The sequence below is a fragment of the Comamonas denitrificans genome (genome assembly GCF_017368815.1).
GTDB classification, from domain to species: domain Bacteria; phylum Pseudomonadota; class Gammaproteobacteria; order Burkholderiales; family Burkholderiaceae_C; genus Comamonas; species Comamonas denitrificans.
The window spans coordinates 154,547-175,605 of record NZ_JAFNME010000001.1 but is presented as its reverse complement, the minus strand read 5'-3'; the positions used below and the strand labels follow the sequence as shown (position 1 = coordinate 175,605).

At 57.9% G+C, this 21,059-nt stretch carries 22 protein-coding genes and 2 pseudogenes; 10 read left to right on the top strand and 14 right to left on the bottom strand.

Annotated elements, in window-relative coordinates:
* Positions 1 to 115: 115 nt before the first annotated feature.
* Both cadR and J1777_RS00880 read right to left on the bottom strand, forming a co-directional pair.
* Entirely contained in the window at positions 116 to 613 is a 498-nt protein-coding gene (gene cadR / locus J1777_RS00885; protein ID WP_114655504.1) for a Cd(II)/Pb(II)-responsive transcriptional regulator, read from the bottom strand.
* Positions 614 to 705: 92 nt separating this feature from the next.
* Positions 706 to 843, bottom strand: a complete 138-nt coding sequence (locus J1777_RS00880) for a hypothetical protein (protein ID WP_175502826.1) — start codon at positions 841 to 843, stop codon at positions 706 to 708.
* Here J1777_RS00880 and J1777_RS00875 point away from each other — a divergent pair.
* A complete protein-coding gene (locus tag J1777_RS00875) occupies positions 842 to 3,235 on the top strand; it encodes a heavy metal translocating P-type ATPase (protein WP_207573944.1) in 2,394 nt (797 codons plus the stop codon). The genes J1777_RS00880 and J1777_RS00875 overlap by 2 nt on opposite strands.
* Before the next feature lie 63 nt (positions 3,236 to 3,298).
* Here J1777_RS00875 and J1777_RS00870 read toward each other — a convergent pair whose 3' ends face one another.
* Together J1777_RS00870 and merR are read right to left on the bottom strand one after the other, a co-directional pair.
* Positions 3,299 to 3,454, bottom strand: coding sequence for a DsbA family protein (locus J1777_RS00870; RefSeq protein ID WP_233099885.1), 156 nt, complete (start codon positions 3,452 to 3,454; stop codon positions 3,299 to 3,301).
* Between the two features lie 129 nt (positions 3,455 to 3,583).
* The gene (merR, locus tag J1777_RS00865) at positions 3,584 to 3,982 is read right to left on the bottom strand and encodes an Hg(II)-responsive transcriptional regulator (RefSeq protein ID WP_044402355.1); all 399 of its coding nucleotides are present in this window, start codon (positions 3,980 to 3,982) and stop codon (positions 3,584 to 3,586) included.
* A 75-nt stretch (positions 3,983 to 4,057) separates the two neighbouring features.
* Between merR and J1777_RS00860 the strand changes: the two genes are divergently transcribed.
* The 3 genes from J1777_RS00860 to J1777_RS00850 are packed head-to-tail and all read left to right on the top strand — an operon-like array spanning position 4,058 to position 4,913.
* A complete protein-coding gene (locus tag J1777_RS00860) occupies positions 4,058 to 4,405 on the top strand; it encodes a mercuric transporter MerT family protein (protein WP_207573943.1) in 348 nt (115 codons plus the stop codon).
* Positions 4,406 to 4,417: 12 nt separating this feature from the next.
* Positions 4,418 to 4,693 (top strand): mercury resistance system periplasmic binding protein MerP, encoded by a 276-nt coding sequence (merP, locus tag J1777_RS00855; RefSeq protein WP_044402350.1) that lies wholly within the window; start codon positions 4,418 to 4,420, stop codon positions 4,691 to 4,693.
* Positions 4,694 to 4,700: 7 nt separating this feature from the next.
* Positions 4,701 to 4,913, top strand: coding sequence for a GDCCVxC domain-containing (seleno)protein (locus J1777_RS00850; protein WP_084601576.1), 213 nt, complete (start codon positions 4,701 to 4,703; stop codon positions 4,911 to 4,913).
* Here the strand turns inward: J1777_RS00850 and J1777_RS00845 are convergent.
* The 9 genes and pseudogenes from J1777_RS00845 to J1777_RS00805 form a co-directional block, all read right to left on the bottom strand.
* A pseudogene (locus tag J1777_RS00845) lies at positions 4,910 to 5,362 on the bottom strand (Tn3 family transposase); the annotation flags it as partial. The gene J1777_RS00850 and the pseudogene J1777_RS00845 overlap by 4 nt on opposite strands.
* A 280-nt stretch (positions 5,363 to 5,642) precedes the next feature.
* Positions 5,643 to 5,819, bottom strand: a complete 177-nt coding sequence (locus J1777_RS00840) for a hypothetical protein (RefSeq protein ID WP_207573942.1) — start codon at positions 5,817 to 5,819, stop codon at positions 5,643 to 5,645.
* A gap of 54 nt (positions 5,820 to 5,873) precedes the next feature.
* A pseudogene (locus tag J1777_RS00835) lies at positions 5,874 to 6,446 on the bottom strand (IS3 family transposase); the annotation flags it as partial.
* 8 nt (positions 6,447 to 6,454) lie between these two features.
* Positions 6,455 to 8,092: a DUF2130 domain-containing protein gene (locus J1777_RS00830; RefSeq protein WP_242700315.1), complete on the bottom strand. Its 1,638-nt coding sequence runs from the start codon at positions 8,090 to 8,092 to the stop codon at positions 6,455 to 6,457.
* A 147-nt stretch (positions 8,093 to 8,239) separates the two neighbouring features.
* Complete coding sequence (locus tag J1777_RS00825; protein WP_207573941.1) at positions 8,240 to 8,401, bottom strand: hypothetical protein; 162 nt, start codon at positions 8,399 to 8,401, stop codon at positions 8,240 to 8,242.
* 1,001 nt (positions 8,402 to 9,402) lie between these two features.
* Positions 9,403 to 9,984 (bottom strand): hypothetical protein, encoded by a 582-nt coding sequence (locus tag J1777_RS00820; RefSeq protein WP_207573940.1) that lies wholly within the window; start codon positions 9,982 to 9,984, stop codon positions 9,403 to 9,405.
* A gap of 43 nt (positions 9,985 to 10,027) precedes the next feature.
* Positions 10,028 to 13,123, bottom strand: coding sequence for an HsdM family class I SAM-dependent methyltransferase (locus J1777_RS00815; protein ID WP_207573939.1), 3,096 nt, complete (start codon positions 13,121 to 13,123; stop codon positions 10,028 to 10,030).
* 63 nt (positions 13,124 to 13,186) lie between these two features.
* A complete protein-coding gene (locus tag J1777_RS00810; protein ID WP_242700314.1) occupies positions 13,187 to 13,519 on the bottom strand; it encodes an XRE family transcriptional regulator in 333 nt (110 codons plus the stop codon).
* A gap of 458 nt (positions 13,520 to 13,977) precedes the next feature.
* Positions 13,978 to 14,601 carry a tyrosine-type recombinase/integrase gene (locus J1777_RS00805; RefSeq protein WP_207573938.1) on the bottom strand — a complete coding sequence of 208 codons (624 nt, stop codon included), beginning with the start codon at positions 14,599 to 14,601 and terminating at the stop codon, positions 13,978 to 13,980.
* Between the two features lie 308 nt (positions 14,602 to 14,909).
* Between J1777_RS00805 and J1777_RS00800 the strand changes: the two genes are divergently transcribed.
* From J1777_RS00800 to J1777_RS00790, 3 genes are all read left to right on the top strand, one after another.
* Positions 14,910 to 15,269: a hypothetical protein gene (locus J1777_RS00800; RefSeq protein ID WP_207573937.1), complete on the top strand. Its 360-nt coding sequence runs from the start codon at positions 14,910 to 14,912 to the stop codon at positions 15,267 to 15,269.
* Positions 15,270 to 16,210: 941 nt separating this feature from the next.
* The gene (locus J1777_RS00795) at positions 16,211 to 16,558 is read left to right on the top strand and encodes a type I restriction endonuclease subunit M (protein WP_207573936.1); all 348 of its coding nucleotides are present in this window, start codon (positions 16,211 to 16,213) and stop codon (positions 16,556 to 16,558) included.
* Positions 16,558 to 17,181 (top strand): hypothetical protein, encoded by a 624-nt coding sequence (locus J1777_RS00790; protein WP_207573935.1) that lies wholly within the window; start codon positions 16,558 to 16,560, stop codon positions 17,179 to 17,181. Before J1777_RS00795 ends, J1777_RS00790 begins: the two co-directional genes overlap by 1 nt.
* Here J1777_RS00790 and J1777_RS00785 read toward each other — a convergent pair.
* Positions 17,169 to 17,420: a hypothetical protein gene (locus J1777_RS00785; protein ID WP_207573934.1), complete on the bottom strand. Its 252-nt coding sequence runs from the start codon at positions 17,418 to 17,420 to the stop codon at positions 17,169 to 17,171. The genes J1777_RS00790 and J1777_RS00785 overlap by 13 nt on opposite strands.
* A gap of 74 nt (positions 17,421 to 17,494) precedes the next feature.
* Here J1777_RS00785 and J1777_RS00780 point away from each other — a divergent pair, with 74 nt between their 5' ends.
* The 3 genes from J1777_RS00780 (at position 17,495) to J1777_RS00770 (ending at position 21,052) form a co-directional block, all read left to right on the top strand.
* Positions 17,495 to 18,676, top strand: coding sequence for a hypothetical protein (locus J1777_RS00780; RefSeq protein ID WP_207573933.1), 1,182 nt, complete (start codon positions 17,495 to 17,497; stop codon positions 18,674 to 18,676).
* A 94-nt stretch (positions 18,677 to 18,770) separates the two neighbouring features.
* The gene (gene xth, locus J1777_RS00775; protein ID WP_207573932.1) at positions 18,771 to 19,550 is read left to right on the top strand and encodes an exodeoxyribonuclease III; all 780 of its coding nucleotides are present in this window, start codon (positions 18,771 to 18,773) and stop codon (positions 19,548 to 19,550) included.
* Between the two features lie 29 nt (positions 19,551 to 19,579).
* Positions 19,580 to 21,052 (top strand): cryptochrome/photolyase family protein, encoded by a 1,473-nt coding sequence (locus tag J1777_RS00770; RefSeq protein ID WP_207573931.1) that lies wholly within the window; start codon positions 19,580 to 19,582, stop codon positions 21,050 to 21,052.
* The last annotated feature ends 7 nt before the right edge of the window (positions 21,053 to 21,059 follow it).

Here is a 21,059-nt window from a genome sequence, read left to right as displayed (position 1 = left end):
AGGGAGGGGCATCATTGGATATCTTTGGTCGCCACGTCGTACAGCAGCGGCACGAAAAAATCGGACTGTGCATCACCCTCGGGCGGCCGGCGCGCGTCAAGGTAGGGTTGGTAAGTCAGTGCTTGACGCCGCGCTGTTTGGTACCGGTACCGATTTCGCGATGCACTCCAGGCAGATGCGACTCGATGGGTGGGGTTGGTGGGATGTGGTTGTGTTGACGCGCGGCAATTACCAGACCGCCCAAGATGCCGCAGTCCCCGGCCAAATGACCAGATGAACACTGCCGCTGCAAACTGCGCAACTCTGCTTCCAGCGCCTGAAGTTCTCGAATACGGTCAACCACGTGCCCGATATGTGCCTGCAGCAGCGCGTCCACCGCGCCGCAGTTCTCACCGGGCGCGTCTTTGAAATGCAGCAGCACGCGGATCTCATCGAGTGTCATGTCCAGGCTGCGACAGTGCCGGATGAAGGCCAGACGCTCGACGTGGCTACCGTCGTACACCCTGTAGTTGCTTTCCGTGCGCTTTGCTGTCGGCAGCAGTTGCACCCGCTCGTAGTAGCGGATGGTTTCTGTCTGCGTGCCGGTGGCCTTGGCCAGTTCGCCAATTTTCATTGCTCCGCTTTCAAAAATGAGCTTGCTGTAGAACGCCGCACGATGCATTTCTGTGCTACCACTTGACTTTAAAGTCACTATAGGGTTTCCAATTAGGCCATGAAACCAGAAACCAGCACCTCCACAAGCGTTGACTCCTGCTGTTCCGCAGGTCGTTCAAGTCCTGCCACGCCTGGCAATGTCACCGCCAGCGTCTCTGGCCAGGCCAGGCTTTTCAAAATCGCGACCATGGACTGCAGCGCCGAGGAGGCGGAAATCCGCCGGGCGCTGGAGCCACTGGAAGGTATCCGCTCTTTGGGATTTCAGCTTGGTGCGCGCACGCTGAAGATCGATGCGCAAGAAAGTGCGTATCCCTTGGCCCTGGAGGCGATCCGCAAAGCGGGGTTCGATCCGCAGCCCGTGGCCACGGCATCAGCCCCCCAAATCAGCCAGGGCAAGCTTTTCAAAATCGCGACCATGGACTGCAGCGCCGAGGAGGCGGAAATCCGCCGGGCGCTGGAGCCACTGGAAGGTATCCGCTCTTTGGGATTTCAGCTTGGTGCGCGCACGCTGAAGATCGATGCGCAAGAAAGTGCGTATCCCTTGGCCCTGGAGGCGATCCGCAAAGCGGGCTTCGATCCGCAGCCCGTGGCTGCAGCTGCGCGATCCGAAGAAGGACAGGCAGCGGGACATGCCGAAGGCGATGACCATCAACACGGGTTTGCCGGTGGCATTTCCCGCCTGGTTGCCGCGCTTGTATTCGCCACGGGAGCGGAGGTGCTCTCCTTCTTCGCACCCGATCAAATGGCCTGGAAGGTGGCAGGCATGGCCATTGCCGCGCTGGCTATCTGGCTGGCAGGTATCGACACCTACAAGAAGGGCGTTGCAGCGCTGCTGCGCGGCAAGCTCAACATCAATGCCCTGATGTCGGTGGCCGTCACTGGCGCATTCCTCATTGGCCAGTGGCCAGAGGCCGCCATGGTGATGGCCCTGTACGCCATTGCCGAGCTGATCGAAGCCAAGGCTGTGGACCGGGCCCGAAACGCCATCAAGGGTTTGCTGGAACTGGCGCCGGAAGAAGCGCTGGTGCTCGGCCCTGACGGCGCATGGACCGTCACGCCGGTCGCCTCGGTGGCCATTGGCGCGACCGTGCGCATCAAACCAGGCGAACGTGTGCCGCTGGACGGTAAGGTGACCAAAGGCAACGGGGCCATAAACCAGGCCCCCGTCACGGGAGAGAGCATCCCCGTGGACAAGGCACCTGGCGACCAAGTGTTCGCCGGTACGATCAACGAGACCGGTGAACTGGAGTTCGAGGTTACGGCCTTGTCGAGCAATACCACCTTGGCCAGAATCATCCAAGCCGTCGAACAAGCGCAAGGAACGCGCGCTCCGACGCAGCGCTTTGTGGACCGGTTCGCAGCCATCTACACCCCGGCAGTCTTTGCCATTGCCGTGGCGGTGGCGGTGCTCACTCCTTTCCTGATGGACCTTACCTGGCTGGAGGCACTCTATAAGGCCCTGGTTCTGCTGGTTATCGCCTGCCCGTGCGCTCTGGTCATTTCCACGCCGGTCACGGTGGTCAGCGGATTGGCTGCAGGAGCGCGCCGCGGGATCCTGATCAAGGGCGGAACCTATTTGGAAGATGCCCGGCTTCTGAAGGCGGTGGCGCTGGACAAGACCGGCACCATCACCGAAGGCAAACCCAAGCTGGTGAAGTGGCAGGTGTGGGGTGCCGGTGAGGAGGCAGCAGTCCAGCAAATGGCTGCCAGCCTGGCGGCTCGCTCCGATCACCCGGTTTCAAAGGCGATCGTCCAGGGCTTGGACGTAAAGGGCCCAGAAGCGGAAAGCTTCAAGGCCTTGCCTGGGCGCGGTGTCGAAGGCATGGTCAATGGTGTGCGGTTGACGCTGGGCAATCACCGTCTGATCCATGAGCAAGGACTGTGCGGTCCGGAGTTGGAGGCGGAGCTGGCCATCCAAGAAAAACAAGGCCGCACGGTCACCCTCCTGGCGGACGAATCGCGCGTCCTGGCGCTGTTTGCGGTAGCGGACACCATTCGCGAGACGTCGAAACAGGCCATCGTCGACCTCAAGGCGCTGGGAGTGACGCCGGTGATGCTGACGGGTGACAACGCGGCCACCGCAAAGGCCATCGCTGCCCAGGCCGGCATTGATGACGCCCGTGGCGATCTGCTGCCCGAAGCCAAACTCGACGCCATCAAGGCAATGCAAGAGCGCTATGGCGCTACCGGAATGACCGGCGACGGCATCAACGATGCGCCGGCGCTGGCGCAGGCCGACATTGGCTTTGCCATGGGTGCAGCGGGAACCGACACGGCCATGGAAGCGGCCGATGTAGTCATCATGAACGATGACCTGCAGCGCGTCGCCGAGACAGTGCGTCTATCCAAGCGCACCCACGCCATTCTCTGGCAGAACATCACCCTGGCACTGGGCATCAAGAGCGTCTTCCTGGTGATGGCGGTCGTTGGCACGGCCACCATGTGGATGGCGGTCTTCGCGGACATGGGAGCGAGCTTGCTGGTGGTGGCCAACGGGCTGCGTCTGCTTCGCGGTACACGGGTGGAGCCAGCCGCCAAGCCAATCCGCTCAGAAACCAAGGAGCATGCGCATTCCCACTGAGCGTTCGTCAGTGCGCGCCAAGTCCACGGTGGGCTTGCGGAGCGCTTACTGAATGTCCCGCTTTCATTTCTTGGTTTTGGAGACCTCTTGCGCCACAAGGTCGGCCAGCTGTTTGTGGCCAAAGCTGGGTAGCGGGCGCCCGTTGACAAAGAAGGTCGGGGTCTTTTCGACCTTGAGGTCGGTCAGGTCTCGCACGTCCTGCAGCACCACGGCGTCCAATGCAGGGGCTGCGATGTCCGCCCGCGCCCGTTGAATGTCCAGCCCCGCCTGTTCGGGGTCGTCTCAGAATTCGGAAAATAAAGCACGGTAAGCGGTTTGCAGCGGCCGTGCATGTCCTCAACTGCCCGCTCAATCCTTGGCCAGCACGTCGATGATCGGACAAGTCGTATGGCCGTCCCTCACGTCGCACTGCTGTACCAGTTCCCCCAGCACCCGCTGCATGGCCGCGAGGTCAGCAATCTTCTGCTCGATCAGACCCAGCTTGCGTCCGGCCAGCGCCTGAGTCTCGCCGCAGGCGCGCGCCACATCCAAGGTCAGCAGTGCGGCCACCTCATCGAGCGTGAAGCCGAGCGCCTGTGCCCGCTTGATGAATCGCACACGCTTGGCCTGCTCAGGCGCATAGCGCCGATGCCCACCGAGTGGCTTGGGCGGCTCATCCAGCAGGCCGCGCCTCTGGTAGTAGCGAATCGTCTCGATATTCACACCGGCAGCGTCAGCCAGCTTGCCGATGGTCAGTACTGTTTCCATCACACTCCCCTTGACTCCGTACTTAAGTACGGGATTTATAGTAACAGTTGGGCAAACAGGTTCAAGGAAAACGACATGGCACGACTCACTGAAAAAAGCTCGTTGATCGCGAGCGTACTGGCCGCCATCGGCGCGTCGGTGTGCTGTGTCGGGCCGCTTGTCCTGCTGGCGCTTGGCATTGGTGGCTCATGGGTTGGCAGCCTGACCGCGATGGAGCCGTACCGGCCCTTTTTCATCGGCATGACGCTGCTGTTTCTCGGACTGGCCTTCCGCAAGCTCTATCTGGTGCCGCAGGTCTGCACGCCCGGCACGCCGTGCGCTGATCTGCGCACACGCCAGCGGCAGCGCCTGACGTTCTGGATCGTCACCGTGCTGCTGCTTGGCCTGTTGGCCGTGCCGTGGTTCGCCCCATTGTTCTACTGAAAGGAGACTCCCATGCGCAAACTGCTGATTGCTCTGCTGGCAGCCATACCGCTCACCGTGCTGGCCGCTACCCCGAAAACCGTCACGCTGGCCGTGCAGAACATGACCTGCGAGCTATGCCCGATCACAGTCAAGAAGTCGCTGGAGAAAGTGCCCGGAGTGAGCGCCGTCAAGGTCGATTTCGACAGGAAAACGGCCATCGTCACCTATGACGCCGACAAGGCCCAGCCGGAGGCGTTGACCAAGGCCACGACGAACGCAGGCTATCCGTCCACCGTGCAGAAGTGACGCCACGATGAGCACTGTCATCCTCGAATCCGTGCTGACCTGTCCGCACTGCGGCCACGCACAAAAGGAAACCATGCCCACGGACGCTTGCCAGTTCTACTACGAGTGCCCGGCCTGCCATACGCTGCTGCGTCCAAAGCCGGGCGATTGCTGCGTGTTCTGTTCGTTCGGATCGGTGCCATGCCCGCCGATCCAGCAGCAGCGTGGGTGCTGCGGTTAAGTCGGGGACAGCGGTCGCAATGGCCTGAATTTTCCCGCGCCGATCTTGGTGCTGCTGCGCCAGAGGTAATCGCCGGTCAGATTGATGTGTTCCCACCCCAGCGGTGACAGGTATTGAAACAGCGTCTCGTCTACCGGTTTGCCGTGCCCGTTCAAAGCATTGGTTGCCCGTTCCAGATAGGCCGTGTTCCAAAGCACGATGGCCGCCGTTACCAGATTGAGGCCGCTGGCCCGGTAGCGTTGTTGCTCAAAACTGCGGTCGCGGATTTCGCCCAGTCGGTTGAAGAACACCGCCCTGGCCAGCGCGTTGCGCGCCTCGCCTTTGTTGAGTCCGGCCTGCACGCGGCGGCGCAGCTCCACGCTTTGCAGCCAATCCAGTATGAACAGCGTGCGCTCAATGCGCCCCAGCTCGCGCAGTGCAACGGCCAGTCCGTTCTGACGCGGATAGGAGAGCTTGCCCTCAACGATATCGCTGACTCGCGCCAGGGCCCGATGATCGTCAGTGGAAATGCTCTCGAAAATATCGATTGGCGCACTTTTCCTGAGGAATCTAAGCACATTTCTGGCTCGTCTTGCGTAGTGAGCAAATGCGAGGGTCTCGTTCATCGCCTCTATATGAGGGCAAGCCAGGATACGGCCAGTTTTGACTCATAAGCCTTTCGGTTATTAAAGAATCATCATTTATTCCTTCTTGTATCGACGCGTCACCCTTGACTCGCCAGAGGCCTGCTCACTTGACCTCTGGTGCTTCACCACCACGCTTTTTACGAAAAGATTTCTGCGTCGGTCTGAACTGCTCCACCAGTTCACGCAAGGTGCCAGCTTCGGCCTTGTGCTGTGCAACTGCCTGAAGAGCTTGCTGTAGCTCGACCGATTGCGCCTGGTGCGCCCTGGTAATTTCGGCCAAGGAGGCGCGAGCACCGGCTGCTTCTGCCGCCAACCTTGAATCGCCCATGGTTTCCTAGACGCCTCGGAGCCTCAGGAAGTGACGCCGCTCAAACTCGGCAGGCGGCAGGCCGTCAGCACTTGAATGACGACGTTTGGGGTTATAGAACATTTCGATGTAGTTGAAGACATCGCTGCGGGCAGCTTGCCGGGTGGCATAGGTTTTACGGCGGATGCGCTCACGTTTGAGCAACTGGAAGAAACTCTCTGCGACAGCGTTGTCATGGCAGTTGCCCCGTCGGCTCATGCTGGGCTGCAGTTTGTGGCTCTTGAGGAAGTCCTGCCACTCTCGGCTAGTGAATTGGCAGCCCTGGTCGGAATGAACCAGCACCGTCTTGCTGGGCCTGCGCCGCCAGACGGCCATCAGCAAGGCGTCCAAGGCCAACTGGGTGTCGATGCGGTTGCCCATGGACCAACCCACCACCTGACGCGAGAACAGGTCAATAACCACCGACAGGTACAGCCAGCCTTCGTGAGTGCGGATGTAGGTAATGTCCGTCACCCACGCCTGGTTGGGCATTTCCACCGAGAACTGCTGCTCCAGCACATTGGGCGCGAGCGGCCGCAACTGGTCTGTTACCGGCCTTCGACTACGTGTCAATTTGACTCAGCGGTGCCTTCGTTCTTCAGTTCAGCAAACTTGGTGGCCATGGTCGGGTTGCCACGTGTCAGCTTCTTGACGGTGAGATCTTCGGCTTTGTCATTGGCTAGGCGCAGATTGTTGGCCGACTTGTAGAGCGCGTCTTTAGTCTTTTCCAGATCCTTGATGGCTTCATCGATGCGCTTGATGGCTTCCTCGAAACCGTCGGACGCAAGACGCCAGTTGCGGCCAAAAGAGGTTTTGAAGTCTTCCAGTTGGGTCTCAAAGCGCGTGATGTCCACGTTCTGTGCTTTCACCAAGGCCAGCTCGGATTTGTAGTGCAGCGAGTTCATGGCCGCATTGCGCAGCAATGTGATCATGGGGATGAAAAACTGCGGTCGTACCACGTACATCTTGGGGTAGCGGTGCGAGACATCGACGATACCGCTGTTGTAGAGCTCGTTGTCAGGTTCCAGTAGCGTGACTAACACCGCGTATTCACAGCCTTTTTCCGTGCGATCCTTGTCCAGTTCCTTGAAGAAGTCTTCGTTCTTTTTCTTGGTGGCCGTCTGGTCGTTCTCGTTTTTCATCTCGAACATGATGGAGACAATCTCGGTCTGCGCATCGTCGCTGTCACGGAAAATGAAGTCGCCCTTGCTACCGCTGCTGGCGTCGTTGTCCTTTTCAAAATAAGCACGCGGAAAAGCGCTGGCGCGAATGCGGTTGAACTCGATTTCGCAATGCTGCTCCAGCGTCTCGCCCACCATCTTGGTCGAGAGTTTGGCCTTCATGTCGCGCAGGCGCTCAATAGCCTCGTCGCGGTCCTTCAACTGGGTTTCGTACTTGTCCTTGAGCGATTTTTCGGCCAGCTCCTTCTCTAGCGCGGCGCGATCCAGGTGGTTTTTGAACGTGTCACGCTCTTGCTGCACCTTGCCCACGGCCTCGGTGATCGCCAATTGGTGGCTGACTGACGTCGCGTCCAGCTGAGATTTCAGAGTTTGCAATTCCAGCTCTTTGCTGGTCGCCGCCTTTTGCAGTTCGCTTTCCAGTCGGGCCTGCGCCAGATCGGCCTGGGCTTTTTTTTCAAGCAGGGTCTGGTGCAGCTGTTGCGCCAGCTCGTCGCGCTGTTTTTGTGCATCGCTGACGGCGGTGTTTACGGCCAACTGGCGCGCAACGGCTTCGCCGTCGAGCTGGGCCTTGAGTCTCTGGATTTCCGCATCCTTGGCTGCAGCGGTTTTCTCCAGTTCAGCCTGTAGCCGTGTGGCGGCCAATTGTTCGGCACTTTGCTGCTCGCTCTGCGCCTGGGTCAGTTGATTGAGCAGCCCATCACGCTCTTTTTCAAGCCCGCTAAGGGCCTGAGCCAACGCCAACCGGTTGGCCAACGCAGCGGCCTCTAACTGGTTTTTTAGATCCTGTATTTCGGCATCCTTGTTCGCAGCACTGCTCGTCAATTCACCGGCCATCCTGGCTTGCTCCAGCGCGACGGCGTTGCGCTTCTCTTGCTCCGCCAGTTGCAGCCGCTCGTGCAACTGCTTTTCCAGCTCTTCGCGCTGCTTGTCGAACTCACTGTCACGGACCTGTTTTTGAATATCTGCGTAGCCAGCTTCGTCGATCTTGAACGCTTTCTTGCAATGAGGGCAAATGATTTCGTGCATGGTTTTTCTGGCATTGAAGAGCGTTGAAGTGCCCTCTTTGATTCCTGAGTAAGTCAAAAGTAGAGGTAGGGGGAACAGTTGACACGATACACGACCGGGGGCCGGGGCATCCTGAGCAGCGGACGCACCGGGCGGGACAGGCGCGAACTACTTTTGAGCACCTGCTTCTGCAACAATGCCCTCGCATCCGCTGCCATGGCAGATACCTGCTGGGTGACGGTCAATGATGCTTGCTAATAGGTCAAGTTCTGACTGGGCTTTGTCGTAATTCATGACGCTAATTGTGTCGCAATATTTGATTTGCGACATATGTTTTGTCGCAATGGCAAGAAAAATTGCCTCAAACAGCTATACGCTTGTATGCCTCGCAGGACTCCAAAAGTCCAGCACACGGGCTGACTCACTGCTGGCTGCGATCTCGGCGCGCACGGCAGGTGTGGTGCGTGCATTCTTGTGCAGAGAGATTTGCATTACAGGCTCCTGGTTGATGGCAGGGACTCTATCAACTCCCGCAGCACGGATCGCGCCATAAACAGCGGATAGCGATTTTTATCTATGCAATCGTCCGGGATGCGACAGCTAATGAGCTAATGCCACTTTATGAGGCTCAAGTTGGCCGTGGCTACTACGATGAGATTTCCCATGAGGGGATCATGAATCGGGTACTCAAAGCGCATAAAGTGGGTGTGGAATAGATGATCTAGCGTACACATAAAAAGCTTCTTTGAAGGTCGAGGATGTCAAGCAGTCCTTGAAGAGAGAGTGGTTCAAAGGCTTGGAATCTTCCGGAAAAATGGCCTTAGCAACTGAGTGTGAGGGACATTGAATTTCACAAGCACCGACTGGCCTGCGGCTGAGAACGGTACGGTTCAGGGCGGACTTAATAGGTCATGAAGATGGGCCTTCTCGCCGCCACTGTCCATGAGTGACTACGCTGGCTGAATAAGGTCTTAAGATTTGACCGGAGAGCCGGGCCGCGCTCGAATGGCCGCTCTCGCTCTTCTTGGCAGCCGTCCATTCATGGGTGTACGAGCGGCCGGCAGCTCCCAACCTGAAGCTGTAGTTCGGAGGTGCACTACGGATGTCTGCTCATGGCCTTTTGCGACTGTCGCCAATCGACCCGATGTCGCCATTCAAGCATCGTCAATGAATGCGCGCCCTGTGCTGTGATTGCAGTCCTTAGCGTCTGAAGGTCGAGCTCACACTAGCTCGCACCAAGCAGTCATTGGATTTCGCAGCCAAGATTTATGTAAGGGGAATCACAGAACCATGAAATTCGCCCAGGTTGTATTCGAAGGTCTAGTGAACTATTACGGCCAGGGCAAGAGATGGTGCTCGACACTCATACTGTGCCCGGAACTGCAATCGTGCGTGGAAGCGAATCGCATGGGGCGCCCTGCTATTGAGAGACGATCTTGCTCAGCGGTCAGTCGTAGGGCAACAGTGCGCAGCTTCATCACCCGGCGTAGTCCTTGGCGCGCAGTGGCGTTATTGCCGTTCATGACATAGCCGATCATCGTCGCCATCGGAAGCCCTTTGGCGTATTGACCAGATACAAAACGCATCAGGCCGTCGTCAACGTACGGCCCGCAATAGTTGCGGACTCGGGTCCCATAGATCACATTCAGTCGCTTGCATTCGTAGGCCAAATAGACTTCTTCATCGTCCCCCACGGTTAATACGAAGTCAATGCTGCTTGGCGTCGTCACGTAGCCGTCGGCGTGCTCTTCTTGCAAGGAATACTGGTACTCAATGCGGCCTGGTACTTTCTTGGACCTTCTAAGAGCCTTTACGAGATGCACTGTGATGTGATCCTCATGCGTCATTGCGCCCTTCCTAGATTGCAAAGGCTTGATGCAGACCGGCCATGCATCCTCAATCGCTTCGGCCATCTGCTCGCCAAGGTCTCGGAAATGTGCGATCCAGACTCCAGGGCTACCCGCGAGCACGAAGCCCCCCTTCCTTTCCATGGCGGGCAGCAGCAGCCGCCAACTCCGCGGCGATTTGCTCTGCGTCCGCCAGTGCAGTGGATCGTAGCCAGTGCCGAACCGCGGTGGGCTTCACGAGATACATGTCGCGGCCATCCACAATTCGCAGATCAGGTATCAGTTGCACGTTGCCTGGCATTTCCATAGACAGCTTAGCGGTGATCGGTGGCAGGAATTCGTTGAACTCACTAGCGGTGTTCTCTGCGTACGGCGCAACCGCATCATCACCGATCATCAGCTTCAACACGGCAACATCTGTGGAGCGCGCCACCAACGATGCACTGACGGGCGCGCGGAAGTGTGGCGAGAGGGCTTCACACAGCATGGTCGCATAGGCCTCGCGCTGAACTGGCGAAGCTGCAGCCCAGATGGGTTGCAACCCGGCGCTGCGCCTGGGTTGCATGGCAGGGATGATGGCGTTAACCGTGTCCTCGACGATGGCCACGTCACTGACGTCGAGACCGTAGTAATCGAACACTAGGTGGTCAATCTTGCTCAAGACGTCATCTTGGGCGACAAGCAACTTCTGCGCGTTCGCCATCTCGCGCTTGATCAGTACGACGAGTTCCCGTTCCGCCTTCAGTGCCTTCTCCGGATCCGGCATGTTCTCGGGGACATCGAATGGAAGTTTGAGCAATTCACCCTGATGAACCTTCGCTCGATCGGCACCGAGGTTTGCGGTGGCATGGAAATAGAACCAAGCGGCTAGGCTGCTGTTCAGGACGGCTGTGAGCAGCATCCCTCTGTGCGCCTGTCTAGGTGGCACTGTCATCGCCTGAAGCGAATGCTGGAACACGAAGTCTTGATTGCTGAACGCTGCTCGCACACGCCCAACAGCGCGCTCTACCCCTTGTGGAATGATGATGTGAGGTCCGCGGAACCCGGCTTCGAAGCCGGCCCGACGCACGAGCGACTCACGCCTTGGCGCGCTCTCTACCTTCGGAAGTGCAACGGCCTGAAACTGGCTCGCGTCCAAGTACGGTAGACGGGTCACGATCTCTGCCGTAGTCGTCTGGTAGTCATCATCATCCAGGCGATCCTCCTGTGCTGGTTGGAAGCCCTGCCCAATCACCCAATGCTCGTCGCGGTTGAATTCCAACTTGGCGCGCTTGAACTCTTTGAACACATGAACAAATGATGACAAGGGAGGCATTGTCCGGAGATACTGCAGAAGCCGCTCTTCTGGAGCGCGCGTCCACAGCCGCCGCTTGAACACAGTTGGATCGCTTGCGACCAGGTCGGAGCGGAGCGTCAGGCGATCCGCCCGAGAGAGCGTCACCTGTCGTTTGAGTCGAAGGTTGAGGTCAGCCTTGGGCACCCAGTACTCAAATCGGTAGGGGGTCTTCTGTTGTTGCGGACCGTAAAGTACAAAGGCGGTGGGCCGCGCCGCTCCATCGAATAGCTGGAAGCACAGATCCGACAGATTGATGATCCGCCGAATTCTGGACTGCTCCAGCAACATCTTGCGTGCGCCTTGGCTGTCGGTGTTGTGCAGGGTTCCCATTGCGGGTAGCAGGAACGCTATGAGCCCAGAGGCCTTTACGCTTTCCAGTGCTTTCCACACAAACCCCCATGCGATGTCTTTGGCGGGTAGGAGATACCCGTTAGTCATGGTCCAGTTCTGCGCGGTCGTCGCCAATCCTGCGCGTCCCTTCCAAGGGGGATTTCCGATGATCACATCATACGTTGGCACCTCTTGGACGCTGAAGAAGTCCGCTCCGGGATGCAGCGTTTTGCCGTAAAGCGGTGGCAACAATTTCCCGGCTTTGATGAGTCTGGGCAGATCAGAAGGACTAGAGAGTTCAAGGAGCGCGATGTAGAGTGAAAAAGCTGCGACACGCACTGCCGACGAGTTAATGTCACCGCCGTGCAGTCGACTGGCGACGCCCTTGAGCTCTGCCCAGGTGGCATGTCGCTTGCCTTTGACTTGGCAGTGATGCGCTACCAAGCGCTGGAACAACCGCACCAGGAAAATGCCGGAACCGCATGCCGGATCGCAATAGATGCCATTGGCCTTCTGATCGTCGGTCAGCTCGCACCAGAGCTGGTTGACGACGATGTCGGCCAGGAACATCGGGGTGTAGAACGCTCCATCCGCGTTCTTCTTGGCTGCCTCTTCCTTCAGAAATCGGTCGTAGACCGCACTGATCAGGCCGATCGACATGTATCGGAAGTCATAGCCCCAAAACCGAAGCTGCTGAGTGGCCATGTCCTCGCGGCCATGACGAAACCGTGCGAGCACGCCCAAATGAGCGGGATTCAGCTTTGGCGGTAGTCCGTCCCCGGTTTCGAAGGCACACGGCGCCTTGAAAAGGTTACCGTTGAATGCTTCATGCAACCAAGCAAACAGTTTCTCAAAAGGTGCAGGCTTTCCGGCGTCGAGCAGTTCCTGGAAACTTCCATAGCGATCCTGTGACGCGACACGGAAGACGGCCTCTCCGATGATCTGCCGGTCTTCCAGGTAGGCTACGAACATCGTCTGCATCAACAGCGCCTGGGCCGGTTCTGCGCCCAGTTCGTCCTTGAGCCCTTGAAACGCTGCGAGCAAATTGACCAGCAGGACGTTGTCGACCCGGTTGTCTGGATTAAAGTAACCGTCGTTCTCGAACCAGAACCGTCCAGACTCCGTAGCATCGAGCAGTTCGCGCAGCGCAAGTGCGTCAGTTAACAGGTTGAGTGTTTTGACCAGCCGCGGATCCTTGCCACGCCCCTCGTCGCGGTACAACGGCCGCTGTACCAGTGAGTATGCCGTCAGCTCGTCATCGCGAATGACGAGCAGCAGGCTCATCAAGCCCTGGTTCCACAGGATTCGGTGGAGCTTATTCACATGTTCCACGGAAACGTTTGGATCGCTTAGAAATCCAATCGTTGGAACGCCGTTGATGCAACTGACAGCCGACAGCCCCAATTCGTCCAGCACAAAGTTGATCGCGTCGGCATGCGCACCTGCACCGACACTGCTGCCCGCAGCATAGAACTCGGGCACCCGACGCCGGTCGAGTGCCAGGGCGCTGACCCACCGGGAATCGATCTCTGCACTCATGAACCGTGCCATCCGGGTTGTGCCGAGGTCTTCGCGCGGTTCAGTGAGCGCTCGCTTGGAAGCTCATTCATTGACGAACCCCAGCGTGGTCTGCTTATCGCCTGCAAACCGCCCCTCCACTGCAGCACCACGTGCCCGTTTCTTGAGCGGTTGCACTCGTGCCATGACGGGTTCGTAATTAATCTGACGGGCGGACATTTCAGCGAGGAGAGTGGCGATCAGTGCGAGATGGACAGGGACCTCGCCCCTCTTCTTGTTGTTGGAAACCGAATTAGGCTGCATGCCGATTAAGTCAGCAAAACGCTTGACGCTGAGGCCAGCCTTGTTCAGCTCAACAAGAAAATCTTCGTAGGTCACGCTGTGGAGAAATAATGATTTAATGAGATTAAACCACATAAAAACATGAGTTCCCTGCCCAAACTAGAGTCGACATCGCATGCGGACTGGAGCCGAACGAATTTCACCACTCAGCCCCCAAGAGGCGTCTGGGGATACGCTGCAAGCGCATCACCGAGCACTCCATTTCAGACGGCATCGCGATATCGCGGGCAAGGCGGAGTAAGCAGCACCAAGAGCCACCTTGCACCAAGGAGCAGCTTATTGTCTGTGCAAAAGTGCAGCGCTCACGGCATCGACGCAGCTTTGCCTCAGCCCTCCAATTGGCTGGCATGGCCCAAGCGGTCGCTCAAGCCGCCGAACGCAAACGACTCAGATCAGCCTGAACCTACTGTGCGCGGCCTCGCTCCGGGCGGCCGCTGTTGGCCGAATGTGTGAGCTGGGCCGGGCGCCGGTCAGCAGCCATTCGAGTCCCGCCGCCTCAACGCCCGGATCGGGGCGGCGGGACTTCCGCCCCGTCAGATCTCCGTCTGTTCGGAGATCTCAAGGGCGTCATCGACCTCGATGCCGAGGTATCGCACGGTCGACTCTAGCTTGGAGTGCCCCAGGAGCAATTGCACGGCACGCAGGTTCTTGGTGCGCCTGTAGATCAGCGTCGCCTTGGTCCTACGCATCGAGTGCGTGCCGTAGTCGGCGCGCTCCAGCCCCAGTTCGTCGACCCAGTGCCCGAGGATCCGGGCGTATTGGCGAGTGCCCAGATGAGGTGAACCGTGAAGTCGGCTGGGGAAGAGGAAGTCCTCCTGCTTCAGCCCAGCCCGCTTGATCCACGCCTGCAACGCATCGCGAGTGGCCTGGGTGATCTCGAACTGTACCGGGCGCTGGGTCTTGTGCTGCATGACGATGGCGCGCGAGGCGACCTTATCACCATGAGACACGTCCCGCACCCTCAGGGCGACAAGATCGCAGCCACGCAGCTTGCTGTCGATGCCCAGGTTGAACAGGGCGAGTTCGCGCACTCGGCCCTCCATCTCGAGACGGACACGCAGCGCCCAGATGTCCTTGAGCTTGAACGGCGCCTTCTGTCCGACGATCTTGCCCTTGTTCCACGGCTCGCGATGAGTGGTGTTGTCTGCATTTTCCATGATGGTCTCCCATCGAGTTGAGGGACCTGCAGAATGCGCTCGCGAGCCCACCTGTTGCCAGATACCAGCCGGGCTTGCGTCCACATGTGCTGAAGGGGCTACCGGGCGTCGCCGCGAACTCGTAGTTCCGGCCAATTGCAGACATTGTGTCGATATGCAGTGTTGTCCCTACAGCAAGCGATCTGTTCAATTTTTCATACTGTTGGCGTCGCGTGGAATCCATAACAGCCGAACAAGCAACACAACGTAGTTCTGCGTCAAAAGTCAAGATTTATGCTAAAAATTAGCAAACTACCGTATAAAATTTCATGATGCTTGTAAATACAAATGAAGACAACTTGGACAACCTGGAGCTTATGCTGGGTTCGATGGAACAGTCCATCGCGGTACTCGCAACCGCTATCCCTGAGATGAAGAAGCGTTTGATGGTCACCCGACTTGCATGGACAAATGGGATGCAAACACACTCACAAATGATGACTCAAATGCAAGCGAATCATGTAGATCTTCTTCAGAAGCAGATCATCATCTTACGCAAAATTGCGATCCAGCTCGATATCCAAAATGGCATTGGTGGGCGCGATGTCGCCCTAAACTACAACGTGACTCAATCAAGAGTTAGCCAAGTTTGCAGCGCTCCTGTCAGCTGGCAACCAGTCGATCAATGATTAGCTTGCTTTAAAAATTAAATTAAGCGTGCTAACATTGCTTCTTCTTAACTACCTAGGAGAAGCAAATGTTTTTTGGTCCAGGAATCCAAGACTATTTCAATAGAGCCATGTTCAACAGTAAGCCCAGACATGATCAGAACCAGATCCTGCAAACGCTGTACGACCAAGGCTATAACGTACCAGCCATCGAGAAATTTTTAGGCATCCCAGCCTCAACAATCTATGCACGTATCAATGCGCATCGTGGTCGAGGGCCTGGGCCAGCCTTTGGAAATGCACATTGAGCTATGAGCCCCCAGTTGGGGGCCATTTTTTGCCTGCGATAACACGTTCGCGTTATCGGCAGCTGAATGACTGCAACGGGTCGAAACCGCCAGTCCAGGTGATAGGGAAGCGGTCGGTAGCGCGGTGCCAATAGGGTCGCGGAAGTCTTATGACTGCGGTACCTCGCACAGCCGCCACTCGGGCCAGCGCCAGTCGTCGTGCCCAACAACCGCTTCGGGGCAGTTAGCGTGAGTGCGTCTGACCGCCCCCACCGGCAGCAATCGCTGCACAGCGGACATACACTGGCCCGCTTGAGCGAGGGGGTGGGCTTGCCAAACCTGCGCCACTGACCTTCAAAACCAGCCAATTAAATTGATACAAACGTTCAAAATCGTTATAAGTATTGATTTCTTTATTTGAAAATGATATTATAAAAATGCTAGCGTTCGCTGCTCGGTGCACTCGCTAGTGCAAGTTAGGTTTCCCGCTCAGTGTCTTGAGCTATCCACCCTTGATTACCTGTTTCGCCTGAATAGATCAGGTGAGTCACCTGCGCTCGCTTGCAAAAGCCAGTGCGGCGTAGCTGTGCCCGTCATGTGGCGGTTCAGCATTCTGGGGTGACTGCAAGCATCCCTGAGCATTTCATTCCCATTCCCCCTTTTTTGGAGTTATCTATGACAGAGACAAGTCAGGCCGCCGCATGCCCAAACGATTCATCTTCTGCCTCTTCGCAAAAAGCAGGTGTTAGCTTGCCCCTGTTCCCTTTGGGGCAGGTGTTAGCTACGCCAGGCGCTTTGGAGCTGCTGCAAACCTATCAGCTGTCACCGTTGTCGTTCATTCAGCGCCACGTAGTAGGCGATTGGGGCGATATCTGTACCGAAGATCGCCAGGTGAACGCTGATGCCTTGCAGTATGGGTCACGGCTGATGTCGGTATATGCGATCACCCCCACTGAAACGTTGTGGATCATCACGGAAGCTGACCGCAGTTGCACCACGCTATTGCTCCCTCAGGAGTACTGATGCTGGGGCGGCGCTGCGTACTGCACTCACAACTGAGCTTTGGCAGATCAGGTGCGATTGCCCATCAAAACAAGCTGCTGCTGCGCCAGGGCGACAACGACATGGCCTGTGGCCACCACTGTGTGCTGATGGCTTTGATGTTGCTTGGCGTGATATCGCGTGGTGACTTACATGAAGTTGAGCTGCATGAACGCTTGCTGGAAACTTGCCTGAGAGGGCAGACGCGGTACTTTGCAGGGTGCTCAACAACGCACATTAAAGAGCAGATTGCTCCGTTTGACGATCAAGTTCAATGTCGTCATCTTCAGCGTGACGTGGCAGCTCGCACGGTCGAAGCCTTGGAATCAGACCATGTGTGCCTGATTCGGTTTAGCTCAGATAGCTACACACATTGGGTGCTGGCGGTAGGGCTGATGTATGCCGATGACAAGCCGCATTCCCTGCTGGTTCTTGATCCCTTGATGGAAGGCATACCCCTGACCCCATGGAATGCGCTGTTGGAGCATTGGGGCAGCAAAAAGCTGCGCAACACCAACGCCCGCTGGTCAGAAAAAGCCACTGTCGAGACGGTGGTGCAAGTCGGTTTGCGTAGCCGCCGTGGTACGGCAATTCAGCTGCCTTGAGCAGCAGGTTCCTTCTCTCTTTTCTTGTTTTCCCTCTTGTGCACGTTGTGTGCCTGGTGCTGGCTGTTGAAGCCGCATTCAGGTGCGGTTGCGGCGTGCCGATTTTTTTGAAAGGTCAGCCATGCATCCTTATCACTTGAGTAGTTTTCGCTACAGGCGTTTGTTGGCTGCGGTGATGACGTTGCCAGCTTTAGATAGCGCAACGCCAGCTCAGCATGCATGCAGTGGGCAGTGCTCATGCTGTTCCAACTCCCATGCAGGGGCCGGTCGCTATGTGCACACAGTAAGCCCATGCATACAGCTGCAATCGGCCATGGTGTTGGAACTGGTTGATGCAGCATTGCAGGTGGTTGAGGCCATCCCCGAACGTACTGCTGCATGGCAGGCATTCGCACGCAATGCAGTGCACCAGCAAGGGTTGGTGAGCTTTGCCAGGTTAGTGTCTCTACTGAGGCAATACGAGCCCTCTGAAGATGAAGAGTTGGCGATATTGCTATGGCAAGGTGAAGTTTCAGAGGCAGGAATGGCACGCAAAGCTGTTCGGATTTTGCGTGGGCTCACTGTGTTCCTGCAGGGCCAAGGCATTACCGATGCGGCCAGCTGGTTGCAATGGCGGGAAGCTGTGCAGGTTCAGTCGATTGCTCAAGAAGCCAGAGAGGAACCCGTCGAGACAGTTCGGGCTGTGCTGTGGCATCTAGATCATGGGCGCTGTGATGTGCCTTGGGTACTGAAGTTTGCAAGGCGAGTGCTGGGGCAAGCGCCTGCGCATGGGCACCTCATGTTGGCAGTGCAAGAAATGGCTGAAGCGATGGGGTTGAGTGCCAGGGCTTTGGCCAGGCGCATAGCGTGGCACGAACGACAGTTTCAAGCGCTGGATGACGCACCCACATTAAGGCTGTATTGGTGGCAGGGCGTAAAGCGCACGCTGAAAGCGCAATTGCACAATGCCACGACGGTAACGCTGCAGGTGGGCAGTGGAATAGACGCGTTGCCTTTGTCATTAGCGATGCACCTGCGCAAAGGCCAGCCAACGCTAACCGTCAAGCTACCCAGGGCCTTCGGTGCGGCACCTGCTTGGCCCAACTTGACCATCATTCAGCTACAGCAAGCAGGCTGGGGCATCGGTTTGGGGCTGGGCTTGGTTCTGCAAGGGGAGGGCGCACTGTCAGCGCAGTTGCAGCTAGAGATTGCCAGGCGCTGGAAAGCGGCACAGTTGCAGCCGCCTGTGTTTGAAAGGATCAGCGCCACCAAGTGGCAGGTTAGCTGTGGCTGGTGTGATGGGCTGTGGATGCCGTCAAGCCTTGAGCATGCTGAGGTGAGCAGCTGGGCGACTGATACAGCGCTGCAGGTGTTCGAATATGTGCTGGTGCTCAAAGGCATGCTGCGCACCACTGCTTCCAGCACAGGGACTAAGCCCCCTTTTCTTAAAACACGCTCACACAGCGGAAACTTAGCGACTGATACGATAGAAGGAAGTAAGCACCAAACTTTTTAAACATTTATTTTTTGGGTAGCTAGCTGGGTAGCTAGAGCTAGAAATTCAAAAAAATATCAATTAACTCATTGAAAATAAATGAGTTTTTATAAAAATGAAAATTGCCACCTGGAACATCAATTCCCTTACCGTGCGCCTGCCCCAGGTGCTCGAGTGGCTGGAGGCCAACCCGGTCGATGCCCTCGGCCTGCAAGAGCTCAAGCTCACCGACGATAAATTCCCCCACCTGGAGCTGGAGGCTGCGGGCTACCAATGCGTGAGCCACGGGCAAAAGACCTACAACGGCGTGGCCATCGTCTCGCGCCTGCCGATCAGTGAAGTGGTGCGCAACCTGCCCGATTTTGCCGATGAGCAGGCCCGCGTCATCACCGCCACCCTGGCCACGGCGCAGGGGCCCCTGCGCTTAATCAATGCTTATTTTGTGAATGGCCAAGCGCCGGGCACAGACAAGTTTGCCTACAAGCTGCGCTGGCTGGCCGCGCTGACCGAATGGGTGCGCAGCCAATTGGCGCACTACCCGCGTTTGGTGCTGATGGGGGACTTCAACGTTGCCCCGGACGACCGCGATACGTTTGACCCCATTGGCCTGGCCGGCACCATTCACCATACGCCCGAAGAGCGTGCCCATTTTCAGCAGCTGCTGGCCCTGGGGCTGCACGACAGTTTTCGCCTGTTTGAGCAGCCGGAAAAAAGTTTTTCTTGGTGGGATTACCGCATGCTGGGTTTCCAGAAAAACCGGGGCCTGCGCATCGACCACATCTTGATCAGCGATGCGCTCAAACCGCAGGCCAGCGCCTGCCACATTGACCGCGCACCCCGCAAGAACAAGCAGCCCAGCGACCACACGCCGGTGGTTTTGACCTTGGCCTCCTAAAAAACGCCCCCATACACTGCCCTCTTCGTATGCCCTCCGCCCCTCCTGCCGCGCTTGTCTGGCTGCGCCGCGATCTGCGCTGCGATGACCATAGCGCCCTCTACCACGCACTGCGCCGTTTTCCTCGGGTGTATTGCGCCTTTGTCTTTGATACCGACATCCTGGATGCCCTGCCCACGCGCTGTGACCGGCGGGTTGAGTTCATCCACGCCAGCGTGCTGGAGCTGCACCAGCGCTTGCAGCAGCTGGCCTGGGAGCATGGCGTGCCCGGCGGCGGGCTGATCGTGCGCCACGGCCCGGCCGTGCCGTGCATCGTGCAACTGGCACAAGAGCTGGGCGTGCAAGAAGTGCTGACCAACCGCGACTATGAGCCGGCCGCCATCGCCCGGGACCAGCAAGCCGCCCAGGCATTGCACGCGGCAGGCATCGCCTTCAGCGATTACAAAGACCAGGTGCTGCTAGAAAAAAACGAGGTGCTGACCCAGCAAGGCCAGCCTTACAGCGTGTTTACCCCCTACAAACGCGCCTGGCTGCAAAAGCTCGATGCGTTTCAACGCACGCCCTACCCCGTGCAACGCTATGCACAGCATTTGGCGGCGCTGCCCAGCCCCAGCACCCCCCTGCCCACGCTAGAAGCACTGGGCTTTACGCCCACCAACCTGCCCACCCTGGCACTGCCCACGGGCATGAGCGGGGCCCAGCAACTACTGCAAGACTTTCTGCCGCGCCTGCACGCTTACCACGAGGCCCGCGATTTTCCGGGGCGCAAAGGAGTCTCGTATTTGTCGGTGCATCTGCGCTTTGGCACCATTTCCATCCGCCAGCTGGCCGCACTGGCAGCCCAGCAGGCGGCGACCGGTTGCCAGGGGGCGCAAACCTGGCTGGCTGAATTGGCCTGGCGTGATTTTTATTTCATGATTTTGTACCACCACCCCCAGGTGGTCACCCACGCCTTCAAGCCCGAATACGACGACGTGCCATGGGACGAGGCCCCCGACCTGTGGCAAGCCTGGTGCGCAGCCCGCACGGGCTACCCCCTGGTGGATGCGGCCATGCGGCAGTTGCTGCAAACGGGCTATATGCACAACCGCCTGCGCATGGTGGTGGCCAGTTTTCTGACCAAGCACCTGGGGATTGACTGGCGCCGGGGCGAGCGCTTTTTTGCCCAGCACCTGAACGACTATGACCTGGCCGCCAACAACGGCGGCTGGCAATGGGCCGCCTCGACAGGGTGCGATGCACAGCCGTACTTTCGGATTTTCAACCCCATCCTCCAATCGCAAAAATTCGATCCCCAGGGGCGCTTCATTCGCCGCTACCTGCCCGAACTGGCCCGCGTACCGGACAAACACCTGCATTTTCCCGCCGCCATGAAACCAACCGAGCTGGCCGCCTGCGGGCTGCGCCTGGGGGTGGATTACCCCCAGCCCATCGTCGAGCACGCCCAGGCCCGCACGCGCACCCTGCTGCGGTTTCAGCGCCCATCGCCCAGCCCTGAATAATCAAAAA